Genomic DNA, 16505 nt, shown 5'->3' with positions numbered 1-16505 from the left:
GCTTTTTGTTTTAACGATAATGTTCGGGAATTTGCTGATGGAAATCAGTTTCTTGTTGGAAACGATGCGCCAAATTTAACAGCTGCGGCTCGCTAAAATGAGCGCCGATGAGTTGGCAGCCTACGGGCAAACCGTCGATAAAACCTGCTGGGTGGCTCAAAGCCGGCAGCCCCGCGAGATTCGCGGATACGGTATACAAATCCCCTAAAAACATTGCGACGGGATCATCAACTTTACTGCCCAACGGATATGCCGTGGTAGGTGTTGTTGGCCCTAAAATCACATCGCATTCTTTAAAAGCTTGTAAAAAACTATTGAGAATGGCGCGGCGACCGCGGCGCGCTTGTTCATAATAAGCATCATAATAACCGGCAGAAAGGGCATAAGTACCGATCATAATGCGGCGTTTGACTTCAGCGCCAAATCCTTCACTGCGGCTGCGTTCGTATAAATCACTAAGATCTTTCGGATTGGCGCAACGATAACCGTAATGTACGCCGTCAAAACGTTCTAAGTTAGATGACGCTTCCGCAGAAGAAATCAGATAATAACTGGCGATGGCGACATCGGTTGCGCTTAACGTAATTTCTTTAATAGTGGCGCCAAGTTTTTCATAAAGTGCGGCGGTTTGCTGGAGTTTTTCGGCAATTTTGGCGTCGAGTCCTGCTAAATAATTGCTGGGCAAACCAATAGTGATGCCGTCAAGATCGCGGTTTAATTCGTGATCAAATTGAGTTAACGCTTTGGGATTGGAGGTTGAATCTTTGGGATCGTGTCCTGCCATCTCGTTTAAAATCAGCGCGCAATCTTGCGCCGTTTTTGCTAACACGCCCGCCTGATCCAAACTAGACGCGTAAGCAATCATGCCCCAACGCGAGCAGGTGCCATAAGTAGGTTTAATGCCGGTGATGCCGCAATAAGCCGCTGGCTGACGAACAGAGCCGCCGGTATCTGATCCGGTTGCATACGGAATTAAACGCGCGGCAACTGCCGCTGCAGAACCGCCTGATGAACCGCCGGGAATACGTTGTTCGTCCCACGGATTGTATACGGCGCCAAAATAGCTGCGTTCATTCGAAGATCCCATGGCAAATTCGTCCATAGAAAGTTTGCCGGTAAGCACGGAGCCAGCTGCTTCTAAACGCGCGACAACGGTTGCCGTATAAGAAGGAATGAAGCGTTCGAGCATTTTTGAGCCGGCAGTTGTGGCAATGCCCTTGGTGCAAAAAAGATCTTTGTGCCCCATGGGAATGCCGTCTAACGGCGAATGCGCGGCGCCTTTTTGGCGGCGTTCATCGCTGGCTTTTGCATCAGCCAAAGCTCTATCGGCGGTGGTGCAAATATAGGCGTTTAATTTGGGATTATATTGTTGAATTCGTGATAAAAAATGTTGAGTGAGTTCAACGGAAGAAAGCGTTTTATTGTGTAATAAGGTCGCCAGTTCTGCGACGGTTTTATGGTGCAAATCGCTCATGATTACTCGATAACTTTGGGTACGGTGATAAATTGTTGTTCAAATTCGGGGGCATTTTCTGCAATCGATGCTAATAAATCGCACTCGATGGCAATATCAGGACGCATCGGCTGATGAAGCTCAAGCGGGTGCGCAAGCGGAGAAAGTGCGCTGATATCTTCATGATTTAAGGCATCAAACAAAGGAAAAATTTGTGCGAGTTCTTGGGAAAACTGTGCCACTTCTTCCTCGCTTAATGCGAGTAACGACAATTTTGCCGTTTTTCTAACGATTTCAGGATTAATTTGTGTCATTTTCGGTTCCTTGAACGTAAAACGTTATCGCCGCGATTTTTATAACCGGCAATCAACAAATGATTTTGAGCTGTCGGCAGATGAATATTTTTAATCCGCCTCTTTGGAAAAAACGAGTAGAACGGTATCATAACCGCCTTATTTTTGCATCTGCTCGTGATGACGGGCGTGGTTTTTTAGAGGCAGTTATTTATGAGGTTGAAATTGTTTAGCAGAATGTTTTCGAGTGATTTATCCGTTGATCTCGGAACAGCAAATACCTTGATTTATGTGCGAGGAGAAGGTTTAGTTTTAAATGAACCTTCCGTGGTTGCCATCTCCCAAGATCCCAAAGATGGACGGAAAAAGATCGTTGCCTACGGTTCACAGGCAAAGCAAATGTTGGGACGGACGCCGGATAATTTAACCACCGTGCGTCCGCTGCAAGATGGCGTCATCGCCGATTTTAATATTACTGCCATGATGTTGGATCACTTTATTCGTCAAGCGCATCATCGCAGCGGATTATTTCGCCCCAGCCCACGCGTTATTGTTTGTATGCCTTCTGGCGCAACGCAAGTTGAAGAACGGGCGATTCGGGAAGCCGTAGATAGAGCCGGCGCCCGCGATGTATTCATTATTCAAGAACCGATGGCAGCGGCAATCGGCGCGGGTATTCCGATTGATGAAGCATACGGTTCCATGGTCGTTGATATTGGCGGCGGCACCAGTGAAGTAGCCGTTTTATCGTTAAACGGAATTGTTTATTCGGCATCAGTGCGCACCGGCGGCGATAAATTTGATAACGCTATCATCGATTATATTCGCCGTAATTTTGGCATCGTGATTGGTTTGCCGACGGCAGAACGTTTGAAAAAAGAAATTGGTTGCGCTTATCCAACGTCAGAAGTGCGCGAGCTTGAAGTGCGCGGCACAAATCAACAAGAAGGCGCGCCGCGCAGTTTTGTGATCAATTCCAATGAAATTCTTGAAGCGTTACAAGAACCGTTAAACGCAATCGTGCGCGCGGTAAAACAAGCATTGGAAAAAACACCACCCGAACTCGCGGCTGATATTGCTGACCGCGGCATCGTATTAACTGGCGGCGGCGCATTGTTGCGCGATATTGACCGTTTAATTATGGAAGAAACCCGTTTAAACGTCATTATTGCTGATGAACCGTTAACCTGTGTGGCGCGCGGCGGCGGAAAATTGCTTGATTTACTCGATCAACGCGGCGTGGCTTCTTTTTTAATGCCTTAAAATGTTAACGCGCCGCGGTTGGGTTTTGCGCACCACTTTTGCCGCTTTTTTATCGCTTTCTTTATTAATTGCGCAAGGTACGGGTTCTTGGTTGCAACCCGTACAAGCTGAATTGTATCAATGGATTTATCACCCGTTGCGGGCGGTTATTCAAGCGCCGTGGTTGAATTTGCGGCAATATCTTTATCAATGGCAAAACAAAAAAGCTTTAGCTTCTCGCTGCGATAATTTATTGCGCGAAAACGAAATGTTGCGGGCGCAAATGCAATTATTAGGACATTTGCAGGCGGAAAATCGCCGTTTGAGAATGTTAATGGAATCCGTTGCCAACGTGACGGAGCCGGTGATGGTGGCAGAATTAAGCGATACGATGATCGAAGGTTATCGAGAAACGGTGATGATTAATAAAGGTGCGCGCGATGGCGTTTACGAGCATCAAGCCGTGATCGATCCGCACGGTTTAATCGGGCAAGTGATTGCTGTTTACCCGAATCAGGCGGAAGTGATGTTGATTAGCGACGGGCGCAGCCGCGTTCCCGTTTATATCGAACGCACGCATCAGCGCGCTTTATTATCCGGTTCGGCAGAGGCAGGCGTTTTAACGATGCCGGCGTTGCGTTTGGAAACTGATATTCGCATCGGCGATCATTTATTAAGTTCGGGATTAGGCGGTATTTTTCCGCGCGGTTATCCGGTTGCAGAAGTGGTTAGCGTTAATCGTGAGCAGCGCTACGGCTTTTTGCAAGTGCGCTTAAAACCGCTCGCGCATTTGCAAACGATGTTAGAAGTATTACTACTCGACCGCCGGCAACTCGCTGATTCGCTTTATATTCCCGTAGGGCCGCCGGCGCCGGAAAAAGAGGAAGAAAAGTGATGCGTCATTATCCCGTATTCTTGTTTTTATTAAGCGGCTGGGCGGTGCAGATGCTGTTAGCCGTTTTTGCGCCGTGGATAGTTTTGCCCGATATTTTAGTGGTGATGATGGTGTATTTATATTTTCATGCGCCAACTTTGCCCATTTGGCGCTATTTATTGCCGGTGAGTTTATTGGCGGATATGGCGGCATCGGTTTGGTTGGGTTTTCATGGTCTTTTATACACCATCATGGCATTTGCGCTATTTCCGATGCGCCGGTTTTGGATTATCAGCTCTACTTTTGAACAAATCGCCGCGATGATCGTCACTTCAGTGTGTTTTGTGATTTTAAAATTTTTACTGTTTTATTTGGTGATGCGTGTGCCGGCGATTTCGGGGTGGTACGGAAGCATTTTGGCGCAACTGCTGATTTGGCCGATTATTAACGTACTCACCAGTAAATTTATCATGCGTTTTATTCCTCGTGAACATGAATAATCCCTTGAAATACCGCGATTCTTTGTCGTCTATTCCCGAACAAAGCGATGGCGACGCTTATCTCAAACTTTCTTTTACCCGCCGCGTGGTTTTTTGCATGGTGATCGTGATTGCGGGCATGTTGAGTTTATTTGCGCGGCTTTTTTATTTGCAAGTCAACCGCCACGAATATTACAGTACGCGCTCAGAACTTAATCGTATTCGCATCAAACCGTTAGTTCCCGAACGCGGCACGATCTACGACGCGCGCGGCGTGGCGCTGACGGAAAATATTTTGCGCTATCAAGTAACCGTCAATCCATCGCATGTTGATAATGTTCATGATTTATTGGGAAAAATCGAAACCATTTTGCCGTTGAGCGCGGAAGAAAAAGCGCAATTTATTGAACAATTCCAAGCTTCTCGGCGTTATGAAAACGTAGTATTAAAAGCTTCATTAAATGAAGGGGAATATTACCGTTTATCGGCGCATTTATATCAATTTGCCGGCGTGGAAATTGAACCGTATTACGAACGTTATTATCCGTACGGCGAACTCACCGCGCACGTTATCGGTTATACCAATCGCATCAGCGAAGAAGATTTAGCCGATATTAATCCCGATGATTATCGCGGCATTCGTTTTATTGGACGTTTGGGCATTGAGCGGCAATATGAGGAACGGTTGCGCGGCAAATCGGGTTATCAGCAAGTTGAAACCGATGCTAATAATAATTTGGTGCGCGTTTTAAGCGAAGTGCCGGCGCAGCGCGGTGAAGATATTTATTTAAGTTTGGACGTTGGATTACAAAAATTTATTTACGACATTTTGGGCGATTATCGCGGCGCGTGCGTGGTGATTAATCCGGAAAACGGCAGCGTTTTAGCGATGGTTTCCAAACCCGGTTTTGATAGCAATTTATTTACACAAGGTATTTCCCAGCGCCATTATCAACGTTTACTCGAAGATCCGCACGGACCTTTATACGATCGTGCATTAAAAGGCGCTTATCCGCCGGGATCCGTTATCAAACCGCTGATGTTACTCGCAGGACTTCATTATCAAATTGTGCAGCCGTCAACCCGTATTTATTGCAGCGGTCATTACACGATTGCCAATAGTAAAAAACGTTTTCATTGTTGGAAACGCAGCGGTCACGGCAGTTTAACGGGACGGCAGGCGATCGCGCATTCTTGTGATGTTTATTTTTATTCTTTGGGCGCGCAAATGGGCATTGATCGCATGTATGAATATTTGCGCCATTTTGCTATTGGTCGTTTAACGGGCATCGATTTGCCTAATGAAGCGTCCGGAATTATGCCCAATCGGCAGTGGAAGCAAAATCTTTACCAAAGTAATTGGTATATCGGCGATACGGTGAATGTCAGCATCGGGCAAGGTTTTATGACGACAACGCCGCTGCAATTGGCTTATATGACTACTTTAATCGCGCGAAAAGGCAAAACGTTTGTGCCGCATTTATTGCGCCGCGTCTACGATCCCGTAACGATGTCTTTTATTGCGATGAATCAACCGCCGGCAAGCGTTATGGATATTTATAATGAAAATCAATGGCATATTGTAGAGCGTGCTTTGGAAGATGTGGTACACGGGCGCGGCGGTACCGCGAGCAAAATCGCGCAGGGATTGCAATATCGCATGGCAGCAAAATCAGGAACCGTGCAGGTGATTTCGTTTAAAAATAATAAACGCATTCCCAGTAAACAACTTGCCAAAGAGCATCAGGATAATGCAATGTTTATTGCTTATGCGCCGGTGAAAGCGCCGAAGATGGCAATTAGTTTGGTGGTCGAACGCGGCGGCGGGGGCAGTTCGGTTGCGGCGCCGATGGTTCGTGAAATTTGTGATTTTTATTTAAATCAGAAGGAGCAAACAACATTATGATTGCCGATCATGATCAACCGTGGCAGGGCATGTCCAATTGGTTAAAACGTTTTGATTGGTGGTTGATTTTATTATTGTTATTGCTGATGCTCGGCAGTTTATTGATTTTATACAGTTCCAATAACGATGCGCATATTTTGTGGCGGCAAATGCTTCATTTTGCGCTGGCGTGGAGCGTTTTTTTGTTCATTATGATGGTGCCGTCCGTATTGATTCGGAAATTAACACCTTTTTTATACGTGATAACGATCGTGCTGCTGATTTTGGTGTTGTTTTTTGGCAGTAGCGCCGGCGGCGCTCAACGTTGGTTAGATTTGAAATTTTTGCGCGTGCAACCGTCAGAATTAGCAAAATTAAGCGTGCCGATGATGGTGGCGTGGTATGCCAGCCGTCAAGCGCAATTACCGCGCAGTCAGGATATTTTTGCCATCGCGTTGTTTATCATTTTTCCCGTTTGGTTTATTTTTTTGCAGCCCGATTTGGGAACGGCAATTTTAGTGACCGCGTCGGGCATCATCGCTTTATTTTTAGCGGGACTTTCTTGGTGGTTTTTGGGGATTTTAATCACGTTAACCGCGGTGATTTTGCCGGTTTTTTGGTTTTGGGGCATTAAAGATTATCAGCGGCAGCGGATTTTAACTTTGTTTAATCCCGAAGCGGATCCGTTTGGCGCGGGTTATCACATTATTCAGTCGAAAATTGCCATCGGTTCGGGCGGCGTTTTTGGTAAAGGTTATATGTCGGGAACGCAATCGCAATTGGCGTTTTTACCCGAATCGAGTACGGATTTTATTTTTGCCGTGCTCGCAGAAGAACACGGTTTAATCGGGGTGACGATATTGCTGACGATATACTTACTCATTATTTTGCGTGGGTTATACTTATCCACCCGCCTAACCGACCGTTTCGCTTGCATTTTAAGCGGTAGTGTTTTTTTAACTTTTTTTATTAATGTATTTGTCAATATCGGTATGGTGAGTGGATTTTTGCCGGTGGTGGGATTACCGTTGGCATTAATCAGTTACGGGGGCAGTTCGATATTATCGTTAATGGTTGCTTTTGCCCTTGCAATGAATGTACACGCTGGATTTATGTCTGACAAAGAACAGGAGCAGTTATGAGGAATGGTTTTTTGAGCATCATCGTTTTAATTGTTGGTTTATCTTTATCGCCAACTGATGGCTATGCGAAAAATTATGCGCGCAATCGAGAAGCGGTGGATCATATGACTGCTCTAAGTTACCGCGAAAAAATGGATTTTAACTATTTATCGCGGTTATTAATGGCAATTCAGCGCGATGATGACGTTTTGAAAAAAATCAGTAAACCGGCGGAAAAAACCAAGCCGTGGTTTGAATATCGTCAAATTTTTCATGATGAAGCGCGCATTGCCGGCGGCATTGATTTTTATCGCAACCATTATTGGTGGTTAAAAAAAGCACAGGAAGAGTACGGTGTTGATCCGAGCATTATTGTTGCCATTATTGGCGTGGAAACGCGTTATGGCACGGTTACTGGCGATACGCCGGTTTTAACGGCGCTCGCTACTTTGTGTTTTGATTATCCCCCGCGCGCGGATTTTTTTTGCGGTGAATTGGATCGTTTTTTAATTTTGGCGCAGCGCGAAAATTGGAATCCGTTACAAATTAAAGGATCTTATGCTGGCGCTATGGGCATGGCGCAATTTATGCCGAATAGTTATCTCAATGATGCCGTTGATTTTGATGGCGATGGTCGGGTGGATTTGTGGGGCAGTCCCGCTGATGCGATTGGAAGCATTGCGCGTTATTTAAAAAATCGGCAGTGGGAAAAAGATGGGCAACTCGTTTATCCGTTAACGTCATCTTTGACGCACCCGCATTTTGGTGAAAGTCATAAACCGCACATTCCCGCAGAAGATTTAATGAACGGCAACAGCCTGAAAAATGACCAAAAATTCATGAAATGGTTAGGTTTAAATCAGCGGAAAAATTTGGGAACCTTGATTTTACAAGGAGAGAAAGGATCACTTTATTGGTTGACTGATAATAACTTTTACGTTGTGACTCGCTATAATAGCTCGCCGATGTACGCTATGGCGGTCATCGAATTAGCAGAAAGTATTAATCGAAAGATTAACACTCAAATTCCGTAAACTTAACCGAGAACACTAATGATTACACGAAATATCGCGCTAATCGTGCTTTTGGCGAGTCTGCCTTCTTTTAGCCAAACAATATCAGCGCCTCAAGAGAAAGATTTTTCTGAATCTGAATCTGATAAACAAGCAAAGGATCGTGAGCAACCCATCAAAATCGTGAAATATTTGGATTTTACAAAATCTGAATATGAGCGTTCGCGCCTTAGTTTGCTTGATGATAATCAAAAAAACGCGGTGGAAAAAAGCGCTGCGATAGCAGAAGCTACATCTTATGAATACACCGTCCGCGGAAAAACATATCAAACTTTAGCGCATGCTAATGATTTTAAACAAGAAGGAACCGCTTCTTGGTATGGTCCGGGTTTTCACGGTAAAAAAACGGCAAGTGGTGAAATTTTTAATCAAAATGAACTGACTGCTGCCCACAAACGTTTACCTTTGGGCACTAAAATCAGAGTGACAAATTTAAAAAATGGTAAAAGTGTAGTGGTAAAAATCAACGACCGCGGTCCTTTTCATAGCAATCGTGTGCTCGATCTTTCTCAAGCCGCCGCACAAAAAATTGGATTGCTGCATTCAGGCGTGACCAATGTCAGTATTGTGACCGTAAAATAATGGTCAAGATGATTGCAGGTTTTGAATGTGACGGCGCCGGTTTTTTTCCGTATTTTTTAAACGTACCGCGTTAATATGCCGCATCATCGGCATGATATATTTTTGGGGAATACGGATTTTCTTTCGGCGTTTTATATAGCGCAAATAAGCTTTCCCCCCCAAACATACGTTGCTTGGCATCGGCGTTTTAAAACTGCAATCGCCAATAAAAACGATGACCGAAATAATATTGATAGCCGGTAAATGTAGACTTTCGCAGATAACACGGCAATGTTTGCGGTTTTGATGTAGTGGATTTTGAAACGAAAATTGGCGTCCGTTGGGCAAAACTTGCGTCCAATAAGCTGCGTTTTCGTCACCAAAAATCCAACCGCTCATGTTTTTGGTTTCAATAACGAAAATCCCAAAAGGGGAAAAAATGATGTGGTCGATTTGGGTGGTTTTACCATTTTTTAACGGCATTAATATGTCATCAAGCGCTTGATAATGGCGGTTAAGTTGTTGATTGAGTGCGGAAACTTTTGCTTCGCCGAGCGCGCCTTTTTGCTCCGAACGGGTGCGATATTGGGGCGCAGAATGCACTTTTATGATGATAATGGCGCTGATGAAAATTAAAAAGAATAATATAAACAATACGATATGTTGACGAGACATTATCTTCCTTTACACTCAAACCGTCAGCAAAAAAACGAATTTCGTTATGGGAGCAATCGCGGGGCGGTTTATGATGATAAATTTGTTGAAAGTTAGCAACCTTTCGGTACACTCTAACCTCAATTTTGATCAAAGGAGCGATTATGTTTTTGCTGCTATCTAACGATGATGGCTATGCATCGGCGGGAATGCGCGCATTGGTGGAAGTGATGGAGGGCGCCGTTGAGCGCTTGATCGTGATGGCGCCGGAAAGCAACTGCAGCGGCGTTAGTCATGCTCTAACATTAACACGACCTTTAACCGTGCAAACTCACGGCAACGCGATTTATAGCGTAAATGGTACGCCGGCAGATTGTGTGCGCGTGGCGGTGGGTGGTTATTTTGATGAAGTGCCAGATATGGTGATTTCGGGCATTAATTGTGGAGCAAATTTGGGCGATGATGTGCTTTATTCGGGCACGGTTGCGGCGGCTTTTGAAGGGCGGTATTTAAAATTTCCAGCGTTGGCAATTTCCAATGTTGCCCATCGTCCCAAACATCTCGCGGATACTGCGCAGATTGTGTTAGATTTATTCTCCTTTTTTAAAAAAAATCCATTAACCGGCGCTACGCTGTTGAATATCAATATTCCGGATTTGCCGCGGGCAGAAATTCGGGGGATACGCGTGACGCGATTGGGACAATGTCGTCAGGAGCGTCCGCTGGAAAAAATGATCAATCCGCGGCAAGAGGAATGTTATTGGATTGGGGCGAATAAAGGGGGGTTTTTAGCTGATGAGGGAAGCGATTTTGCTGCCATTGAACAGGGATTTGTGTCGATTACGCCATTGCAGTTTGATGTGACGCATGATGATCAACTGGAAGCGGTGAAACATTGGTTGGAGCCTATGAGATGAAAAAAAATGTAAAGCAGTTATGGATTGGTTTTTTACTGACAGCAGCAGTAATTATTGCTGGTTGCCATTCTTACCCCTCGCCGTATGAATTACACGGACAACGCGGCGCCTTAAAACCCGGTGCGCCCTATATGATTCAAAAAGGCGATACTTTATTCGGCATCGCGTGGCGCTATGGTTTGGATATTGATGAATTAGCGCGTTGGAATAATATTACTAATAAAAACCGTATATTAGCTGGAGAAGCTTTGCAAACGATTCCGCCGATCGGCGTAATGCGCGAGCGCATAATCGTTCCAGAAGTTACCGCTACCGGTATGAGCGGTTGGATTTGGCCGACACGAGGAGATTTGGCGCAAAATTTCTCTTCTAACGCGCCGGGTAAACAAGGTATCCGCATCAGTGGTCAGCGCGGACAAAAAATCGTCGCTGCGGCGTCTGGAGAAGTGGCGTATACCGGAACAGGATTATCTGGTTTTGGGCGCATGGTGATTATTCAACACCCCGGAAGAATTTTGTCAGCTTATGGTTTTTTAGATGAAATTTTAGTGCGCGAAGGACAAACAATTGCCGCCGGTCAAGCAATTGGCACTATGGGGATTGCGGCAAATAGTACGCCAATGTTGCATTTTGAAACCAGAAAACAAGGTAAACCCGTTAATCCACATATTTATATCGGAACTTCACCAAGGTATTGATGTGGAATATAAATACCGTATTTTGAATTGTGAAGAAGTTTATCACGGTTTTTTTAAAATAACGCGTTATTTGGTTGATTTTCAATATTTTAGCGGTGGGTGGAGCGGTGCATTGGCGCGCGAATGTCTCGGCACCGGCGGCGTTGTTGCTGCGCTTCCTTATGATCCTAATACGGATGAGTTTGTTTTTATTGAACAATTTAGAATTGGTTTGCTGGCAGCTGGTGAAAAGCCTTGGAGCGTGGAGATTGTGGCAGGTTTTATGGATAAGGCAAATGAATCGCCAGAACAGTGTATTCAGCGCGAATTACAAGAAGAAATTGGCACGCCGGCAGAAGAGTTGCTGCCGGTAATGCGTTATTTTGCGAGTCCCGGCGGAAGTGGCGCCGTGACTCATTTATATTTTGCACGCGTCGATGTGAATAAAATTCAGCCGCTAACCGGATTGCATGAAGAAGGTGAAGATATTCGTGTGATGCGGGTTTCTCGGCAACAAGCGCAACGTTGGTTACAAGAAGGGGTAATTCGTAATGCAACGTTATTATTAGCTTTACAGGCGTTTTTCTTGCGCGATCGCGTTTCTTTATTTAAGTGAGCCAATTCATGAGCACCATTTCAAGAGTGTTATTTTTCGGATTATTTTCCATTCATACTTTAGCTTTTGCGTTCGATTGCCAAAATAAAGAGCCGTTATTTGCGGCAGTTTATCGTGGCGAGCAAAATGTTGTAGCCCGTTATCTGGCAAATCAATGCGCGATTGATGTGAGCGATGAATATGGTTTAACGCTTTATGATTTAGCGGCAATGGGCGGTGCGAGCGAATTGCAGCAATGGTTAGTCAAACAAAAAGTAGCCAAAGAAGGCGAATATTCCAGCGCTTTAATTCGTTTAATTCAAACGGGATTGCGCTTTTTGGATTTTGACGCCGGTGTTATTGATGGCGTTTATAATCAAGATACGCAATCGGGCATCAAAGCGTTTCAGAAATCACAAAAACAAAAAACTACCGGCAAAATCACGGCGGATTGGCTGCGGATTTTTAACCGCCGTTTAACGGCTAAAGTTCAGCAGCGTTTAAATCACTTTGGTTATGCTGCCGGCGGCGCGGACGGTATTATTGGTAAAAAAACGCAAGAGGCGTTAATCGCGCTGCGAAAACAATATCAATTGCCGTGGTTAACTTATAGCTTTATCGATGACCGGCTCATTTATCAAATTATGTTGACGGAAAACGAAAATAATAAAAAACAAATTGAAAAAAATCAGTTAATTGCAAAAAAACAACGAGAACAACAAAAAAAAGCAGCGGCGGAACGTTTGCGGCAACAAGAAATCGCCCGCAAACAGTTTGAAGAACGCGAGCAACAAAAAGCTTTAGAACGAGAGCGTCTTGTTGCTGCGCAATTGCAAAAACACGTTGCACAGATGAATTTTGTTGAGTCCAAAAATACGATTCATCATGAAGATGTTAAAAATACGTTGCGCGATATGTTAGACGCGCCCGCGTCACAAAAAATTCCATTGCGGCAAACGTCGCGCAATTTGTTGGCAGAACAAAAAGCACAAGCCGCATTGCAACAAGCGCAATTGGTGGCAGCAAAAGCAGCCGCCGCCGAAAGAACGGAGCGCGCGCAAGCCGCGCAATTGATCGCCGAAAAGCAAAAAGCACAGCAAGAAGAACAAAAACGGCGCCAGCAAGCGTTATTACAAGCGCAACAAAAGCAAATGGAATTGGAAAGAATGCAACAGGAGCAAATGCGTTTGGCGCAGTTGCAAGCCGTTCGTACGGCGCAAGCGGAAAAAGAAGCCGCAGAACAAGCGCAAAAAACGGAATTATCAACTTACGTGCCGGCGAAAAAATATAGTTTTAATAAATTGTCGGGAATATTGAAATTTGGGGATAGTCCGCGGGTGTGCCAAATCAACGGGCAGGCTTTAGATGGCAGTTGGTGCGAAACGCATTATCCATCAGGAGCCGATAAGCCGTGCGATGCGATTTTGAGTAATACGGGCATTATGGTGAGTTTGGTGTGCCATTAGTTTTTTGGTTTCAAAATATTATCTATTCTTTTTAATTGATGATTGCTTTTTGCTTTTTTTACTTTATAATCGCGCACTGGTCTGTATTGGTTCTTCGCGACAATAAGCCGTCAACCCCGTCAGGTCCGGAAGGAAGCAGCGGTAGCGGTGATTTGGGTGCCGAAGGGTGCTGGTACAGACCTCTTTGTTTTTGAGGGTAACGATTTATGTATCAGGTTTTAGCACGAAAATGGCGACCCAAAACATTTCGTGAACTCGTAGGGCAGCAGCATATTACGCAAGCGCTAAGTTATGCCTTAGATCATGATCGCCTTCATCACGCCTATCTTTTTACCGGTACGCGCGGCGTCGGTAAAACCTCTCTCGCGCGCATTTATGCCAAATCGCTTAATTGTTTAATTAACGGCACCAGCGCTCAACCTTGCGGACAATGTGAACATTGTTTAGAAATTGATCAAGGTCGTTTTCCTGATTTAATTGAAGTAGATGCCGCTTCTCGGCGCGGAATCGATGAAACTAAAGAGTTGCTCGATAACCTGCCTTATGCGCCCGTTAAAGGACGTTATAAGGTTTATTTGATTGATGAAGTGCATATGTTTACGCGGGAAAGTTTTAACGCATTGTTAAAAACTTTGGAAGAACCGCCGCCGCACGTTAAATTTATTCTTGCTACCACAGATATTCAAAAAGTGCCGACAACCGTTTTATCGCGGTGTTTACAATTTCATCTCAAAAATATTAATCCTGAACAATTGCGGCAGCATTTAGCGCATATTTTGCAAGTAGAACGCATTGATTATGAAGCAGAAGCATTGGTGCTTTTAGCGCAGGCAGCGCGCGGCAGTATGCGGGACGGCTTGAGCTTTTTGGATCAAGCCATCGCTTACGGGCAAGGCGTAGTGAAAACCGATGATGTGGCTTATTTATTGGGCGCGGTGCCCACGGCGCAGATTTATCGTTTGTTAACGAAAATTGCCGAAAGCGATGCGCGGGCGGTGCGGGCGATTTTGACAGAATTAGATGCTTTTTCGCCCGATTATATGGACGTTTTACGGCATGTTTTTCAAGGATTACAACAAATTACCGTCGCGCAATTGCAAGCGCAGCAAAACCCAAATGAAATTGATCAAACCTTGGTGCGTTTAGCGCAACAATTGCCTGTGGAATTGGTGCAATTGTGGTATCAAATTATCAGCGATGCTTGGCAAAGTATGCCTTATCAGCCCGATATGCGCGTGGCGTTGGAAATGACGTTTTTACGCATGATTGCATTGCAGCCGTTGCTTCCAGAAACGACGATATCCGAAAAACACATCATTCCAGAACCGGATAACGATGTGGATTTACCGCCGTGGCGTGATGATGAATCAGAAATGAATACCGCGCCGCTGGAATCGTCAGAAAATGATGTACCGGATAATAATGATGTGGATTTACCGCCGTGGCATGATGATGAATCAGAAATGATAAACACCGCGCCGGCAGAACCGTTAGAAAATGATGCGCCGGATAATAACGGTGTCGATTTGCCGCCGTGGCGTGATGATGAATTAGAAATGATGAATACCGCGCCGGCGGAAGCGTCAGAAAATGATGTGCCGAATGACAATGATGCGGATATGCCGCCGTGGCGTGATGATGAATTAGAAATGATAAATACCGCGCCGCTGGAATCGTCAGAAAATGATGTGCCGGATAATAATGATGTGGATTTACCGCCGTGGCATAACGATGAATTAGAAATGAATACCGTGCCGCTGAAATCGTCAGAAAATAAATCCGTTATTCAATTGGAGCAAGCGGTTAATCAATTGCAATTGTGGTCGCAGTTTTTAAATACTTTGCCCGTGGAAGATGTTTTTTTGCAGTCGCTTGTGGAACAAAGTATTCCTGTTTCTTTTCAAAATGATAGCTTGCAGTTGGCAGTTTTATCCGCTGCGGCATCGTGGGTAAATGAGCAACGTTTGGCGGATTTAACGCGAATTTTAAGCGCATCGTGTGCCAGAAAAATCGCGGTGAGCATTACGTTTGACGATACGATCGCAACGCCCGCGATGTTACGTCAGCAAGAATCCGATCAGATGCATCAAATGGCAAAGCAAAAATTGCTTCAAAATCCCGTCGTGCGTACTTTGATGACCGATTTTCACGGTAAAATTATGCGCGACAGTATTTGTGTTTTAGATAAAAAGGAATCGATATGATAAAAAGTGGATTGGGCAGTATGATGAAAAAAGCCCAAGAAGTTCAAGAAAATATGCAAAAAATGCAGGCGGATTTGGTTAATAAAACGGTCACAGGTCAATCGGGTGCGGGCGCAGTTGAGATTGTTTTAAATGGTCATTATGGTTGCGAACGCGTACATATTTCAAAAGAAGCACAACAAGAATCTCCAGAAATTTTAGAGGCGTTAATCGCCGCAGCATTTAATGATGCGGTGCAAAAAGTGCAAGAATTAACGCAACGAGAAATGAGCGCGATTACTGCGGGATTGAATTTGCCTAATGGATTTAAATTACCTTTTTAAATGTCATTTTCACCCAGTTTTGATGCATTAGTGCAGGCGTTGACGTGTTTATCCGGCGTTGGGAAAAAAACGGCGCAACGTATGGCTTTGGATTTATTGTTAAAGAAAAATGCTGAAGCGGCAACGTTAGCAAAGGCGTTAACAACGGCGCTGGCGACGGTGCAGCGCTGCCGTTATTGCCGCAATTTAAGCGATGCTGAAGTGTGTTTATTGTGTGCCGATCCGTTGCGCAATCGGCAGCAAATTTGCGTTGTGGAAACGCCGGCAGACGTTATCGCGATTGAACAAGCAACCGATTATCGCGGTTTATTCTTTGTTTTAATGGGACATATTGCGCCGCTCGATGGTATGGGACCAGAAGCGTTGGGCATGGATATTTTAGATGATCGGTTGGCAAATGAGGCTATTTCTGAACTCGTATTGGCGACCAATGCCACGCTTGAGGGCGAAACGACGGCGTATTTTTTAGCCGAACTGGCGGCTAAACACGGCATTCAAGCCACCCGTTTAGCTTATGGCGTGCCGCTGGGCAGTGAATTATCTTATATCGATAAACAAACGTTGCATCACGCATTTCAAAGCCGCGATCACTATCATGAGTTATAAATTTTTTGATGATGGCAAACATTTTGCCGCGCGATGTTTTTAATTGACTTTTTTCAAGGGGCTGCGTATGATTCCGCGCTTT

The 16505-nt window shown here is 44.9% G+C and carries 17 protein-coding genes and 1 other RNA gene; 15 read left to right on the top strand and 3 right to left on the bottom strand.

Features of this window, described 5'->3' with window-relative positions; translation table 11 throughout:
- Positions 1-10 precede the first annotated feature (10 nt).
- Positions 11-1465, bottom strand: coding sequence for an Asp-tRNA(Asn)/Glu-tRNA(Gln) amidotransferase subunit GatA (gene gatA / locus AKG33_RS05665; RefSeq protein ID WP_407635239.1), 1455 nt, complete (start codon positions 1463-1465; stop codon positions 11-13).
- A gap of 11 nt (positions 1466-1476) precedes the next feature.
- On the bottom strand, positions 1477-1767 hold the full coding sequence (gene gatC / locus AKG33_RS05660) for an Asp-tRNA(Asn)/Glu-tRNA(Gln) amidotransferase subunit GatC (protein WP_012031281.1): 291 nt from the start codon (positions 1765-1767) through the stop codon (positions 1477-1479).
- 192 nt (positions 1768-1959) lie between these two features.
- On the opposite strand from gatC, the gene AKG33_RS05655 reads away from it, so the two are divergent.
- Genes AKG33_RS05655 through AKG33_RS05625 form a run of 7 tightly spaced genes read left to right on the top strand, consistent with a single transcriptional unit; the run spans position 1960 to position 9002 of the window.
- Positions 1960-3009, top strand: coding sequence for a rod shape-determining protein (locus AKG33_RS05655; protein WP_012031280.1), 1050 nt, complete (start codon positions 1960-1962; stop codon positions 3007-3009).
- Position 3010: 1 nt separating this feature from the next.
- Complete coding sequence (gene mreC / locus AKG33_RS05650; protein ID WP_012031279.1) at positions 3011-3883, top strand: rod shape-determining protein MreC; 873 nt, start codon at positions 3011-3013, stop codon at positions 3881-3883.
- Positions 3883-4362 carry a hypothetical protein gene (locus AKG33_RS05645; protein ID WP_012031278.1) on the top strand — a complete coding sequence of 160 codons (480 nt, stop codon included), beginning with the start codon at positions 3883-3885 and terminating at the stop codon, positions 4360-4362. The genes mreC and AKG33_RS05645 overlap by 1 nt, the downstream gene beginning before the upstream one ends.
- On the top strand, positions 4355-6247 hold the full coding sequence (mrdA, locus tag AKG33_RS05640; RefSeq protein WP_050708023.1) for a penicillin-binding protein 2: 1893 nt from the start codon (positions 4355-4357) through the stop codon (positions 6245-6247). The genes AKG33_RS05645 and mrdA overlap by 8 nt, the downstream gene beginning before the upstream one ends.
- Positions 6244-7368, top strand: coding sequence for a rod shape-determining protein RodA (gene rodA / locus AKG33_RS05635; protein ID WP_012031276.1), 1125 nt, complete (start codon positions 6244-6246; stop codon positions 7366-7368). Before mrdA ends, rodA begins: the two co-directional genes overlap by 4 nt.
- The gene (gene mltB / locus AKG33_RS05630; protein ID WP_012031275.1) at positions 7365-8381 is read left to right on the top strand and encodes a lytic murein transglycosylase B; all 1017 of its coding nucleotides are present in this window, start codon (positions 7365-7367) and stop codon (positions 8379-8381) included. Before rodA ends, mltB begins: the two co-directional genes overlap by 4 nt.
- 18 nt (positions 8382-8399) lie before the next feature.
- Positions 8400-9002, top strand: coding sequence for a septal ring lytic transglycosylase RlpA family protein (locus AKG33_RS05625; RefSeq protein WP_012031274.1), 603 nt, complete (start codon positions 8400-8402; stop codon positions 9000-9002).
- Between the two features lie 3 nt (positions 9003-9005).
- On the opposite strand, the gene AKG33_RS05620 is transcribed toward AKG33_RS05625, so the two are convergent.
- The gene (locus AKG33_RS05620) at positions 9006-9656 is read right to left on the bottom strand and encodes a nuclease-related domain-containing protein (protein WP_012031273.1); all 651 of its coding nucleotides are present in this window, start codon (positions 9654-9656) and stop codon (positions 9006-9008) included.
- A 143-nt stretch (positions 9657-9799) separates the two neighbouring features.
- Between AKG33_RS05620 and surE the strand changes: the two genes are divergently transcribed.
- From surE to recR, 8 genes are all read left to right on the top strand, one after another.
- Complete coding sequence (gene surE / locus AKG33_RS05615; RefSeq protein ID WP_012031272.1) at positions 9800-10552, top strand: 5'/3'-nucleotidase SurE; 753 nt, start codon at positions 9800-9802, stop codon at positions 10550-10552.
- A complete protein-coding gene (locus AKG33_RS05610) occupies positions 10549-11250 on the top strand; it encodes a peptidoglycan DD-metalloendopeptidase family protein (protein ID WP_012031271.1) in 702 nt (233 codons plus the stop codon). The genes surE and AKG33_RS05610 overlap by 4 nt, the downstream gene beginning before the upstream one ends.
- 1 nt (position 11251) lies before the next feature.
- Positions 11252-11845 (top strand): NUDIX domain-containing protein, encoded by a 594-nt coding sequence (locus AKG33_RS05605; protein ID WP_012031270.1) that lies wholly within the window; start codon positions 11252-11254, stop codon positions 11843-11845.
- 8 nt (positions 11846-11853) lie between these two features.
- Positions 11854-13290 (top strand): peptidoglycan-binding protein, encoded by a 1437-nt coding sequence (locus AKG33_RS05600; protein WP_012031269.1) that lies wholly within the window; start codon positions 11854-11856, stop codon positions 13288-13290.
- An 83-nt stretch (positions 13291-13373) separates the two neighbouring features.
- Positions 13374-13469, top strand: an RNA gene (ffs, locus tag AKG33_RS07210) — signal recognition particle sRNA small type.
- 27 nt (positions 13470-13496) lie between these two features.
- Positions 13497-15494: a DNA polymerase III subunit gamma/tau gene (dnaX, locus tag AKG33_RS05595; RefSeq protein ID WP_050708022.1), complete on the top strand. Its 1998-nt coding sequence runs from the start codon at positions 13497-13499 to the stop codon at positions 15492-15494.
- Positions 15491-15817, top strand: coding sequence for a YbaB/EbfC family nucleoid-associated protein (locus AKG33_RS05590; RefSeq protein WP_012031267.1), 327 nt, complete (start codon positions 15491-15493; stop codon positions 15815-15817). Before dnaX ends, AKG33_RS05590 begins: the two co-directional genes overlap by 4 nt.
- Positions 15818-16423, top strand: a complete 606-nt coding sequence (gene recR, locus AKG33_RS05585) for a recombination mediator RecR (protein WP_012031266.1) — start codon at positions 15818-15820, stop codon at positions 16421-16423. It abuts the gene before it with no gap.
- The last annotated feature ends 82 nt before the right edge of the window (positions 16424-16505 follow it).

Origin of the sequence: Dichelobacter nodosus (genome assembly GCF_001263335.1) — a bacterium.
GTDB classification, from domain to species: domain Bacteria; phylum Pseudomonadota; class Gammaproteobacteria; order Cardiobacteriales; family Cardiobacteriaceae; genus Dichelobacter; species Dichelobacter nodosus.
The sequence above is the reverse complement of the archived record's forward strand: the minus strand, read 5'-3'. Positions and strand labels throughout refer to the sequence as shown.

Bases quoted from the DNA above. Each gene is read 5' to 3' on its own strand.
- rodA (WP_012031276.1), top strand. From the start codon at position 6,244: ATGATTGCCGATCATGATCAACCGTGGCAGGGCATGTCCAATTGGTTA.
- AKG33_RS05620 (WP_012031273.1), bottom strand. From the start codon at position 9,656: ATGTCTCGTCAACATATCGTATTGTTTATATTATTCTTTTTAATTTTC.
- AKG33_RS05600 (WP_012031269.1), top strand. From the start codon at position 11,854: ATGAGCACCATTTCAAGAGTGTTATTTTTCGGATTATTTTCCATTCAT.
- mltB (WP_012031275.1), top strand. From the start codon at position 7,365: ATGAGGAATGGTTTTTTGAGCATCATCGTTTTAATTGTTGGTTTATCT.
- AKG33_RS05625 (WP_012031274.1), top strand. From the start codon at position 8,400: ATGATTACACGAAATATCGCGCTAATCGTGCTTTTGGCGAGTCTGCCT.
- mrdA (WP_050708023.1), top strand. From the start codon at position 4,355: ATGAATAATCCCTTGAAATACCGCGATTCTTTGTCGTCTATTCCCGAA.
- AKG33_RS05610 (WP_012031271.1), top strand. From the start codon at position 10,549: ATGAAAAAAAATGTAAAGCAGTTATGGATTGGTTTTTTACTGACAGCA.
- mreC (WP_012031279.1), top strand. From the start codon at position 3,011: ATGTTAACGCGCCGCGGTTGGGTTTTGCGCACCACTTTTGCCGCTTTT.
- AKG33_RS05655 (WP_012031280.1), top strand. From the start codon at position 1,960: ATGAGGTTGAAATTGTTTAGCAGAATGTTTTCGAGTGATTTATCCGTT.
- recR (WP_012031266.1), top strand. From the start codon at position 15,818: ATGTCATTTTCACCCAGTTTTGATGCATTAGTGCAGGCGTTGACGTGT.
- AKG33_RS05590 (WP_012031267.1), top strand. From the start codon at position 15,491: ATGATAAAAAGTGGATTGGGCAGTATGATGAAAAAAGCCCAAGAAGTT.
- dnaX (WP_050708022.1), top strand. From the start codon at position 13,497: ATGTATCAGGTTTTAGCACGAAAATGGCGACCCAAAACATTTCGTGAA.
- AKG33_RS05645 (WP_012031278.1), top strand. From the start codon at position 3,883: ATGCGTCATTATCCCGTATTCTTGTTTTTATTAAGCGGCTGGGCGGTG.
- surE (WP_012031272.1), top strand. From the start codon at position 9,800: ATGTTTTTGCTGCTATCTAACGATGATGGCTATGCATCGGCGGGAATG.
- gatC (WP_012031281.1), bottom strand. From the start codon at position 1,767: ATGACACAAATTAATCCTGAAATCGTTAGAAAAACGGCAAAATTGTCG.